Source organism: Acinetobacter portensis, from assembly GCF_009372215.1.
Lineage (GTDB): Bacteria > Pseudomonadota > Gammaproteobacteria > Pseudomonadales > Moraxellaceae > Acinetobacter > Acinetobacter portensis.
Map to the genome: position 1 here is coordinate 1 of NZ_LWRV01000074.1, position 861 is coordinate 861.

Consider the following 861-nt stretch of genomic DNA (forward strand, 5'->3'; position numbering starts at 1 on the left):
TAGGGTCTGTTGACATTTCAAGTATAGAATTTACCCGATAAAGGTAGCCAAATAAATACACAAGCTAATGCAACTGCACCCTCATAGCTACACTTTAGCTTATCATATCGTGTTGCTATTCCTCTGAACTGCTTTAACCTACAAAATGCATTCTCAACTAAGTGCCTGATTTTATATAAATACCAATCCATATGGTCATTATTTGACTGTGTATTTGATTTTCTTGGAATATTAGCTTTAGTTTTTTTCGCAGATATTTGTTCCCTTAATGATTCAGAGTCATATCCCTTGTCTGCACAACATACTTCCGTTTCACTCAAATCCAGTTTTTCAATCATTTTTGGAGCAATCTTGACGTCATGCGTCGTTCCATCGGAGATAATAATTTCAATTGGATTGCCATCTGCATCAACAGCTAAGTGTATTTTAGAACTATTTCCACCAATGCTTTTAGAAATATCCTGATCTTTTATTCCAGCAGAATGTTGGTGTGCCCGAACATGACTACCGTCAATAAAAACCCATTCCATATCAGCATTTGAAGAAATTAATTTAAATACTTTCATTAGCTTATCATTTTTACACCAACGATTATATTTTTTAAATATTGAGTTATACGAACCAAATTCTTTAGGCAAATCACGCCAAGGACAGCCTGTTCTTATTCTATAAAGTATGGCTTCGACAAAATTTCTCAAATTAGATTTGAAATAGATATCAAAATTTCGGAAAATAGAAAGTAACTTAGACCAGTGTTGATTATTCAGCATTGTACGAGGCATAGCGAGAGTAAAATTGGGTTTGGCGATTTAATTTTACTACCTCGCTATTTTTTTAAGCAACAAATGTCAACAGACCCTA

General features: G+C 33.8%; 1 protein-coding gene. It reads right to left on the reverse strand.

All coding sequences use genetic code 11. The features are described from left to right. Window positions 1-17: 17 nt before the first annotated feature. Window positions 18-782 (reverse strand): IS5 family transposase, encoded by a 765-nt coding sequence (locus A6M14_RS08025; RefSeq protein WP_067729117.1) that lies wholly within the window; start codon window positions 780-782, stop codon window positions 18-20. Window positions 783-861 lie beyond the last annotated feature (79 nt).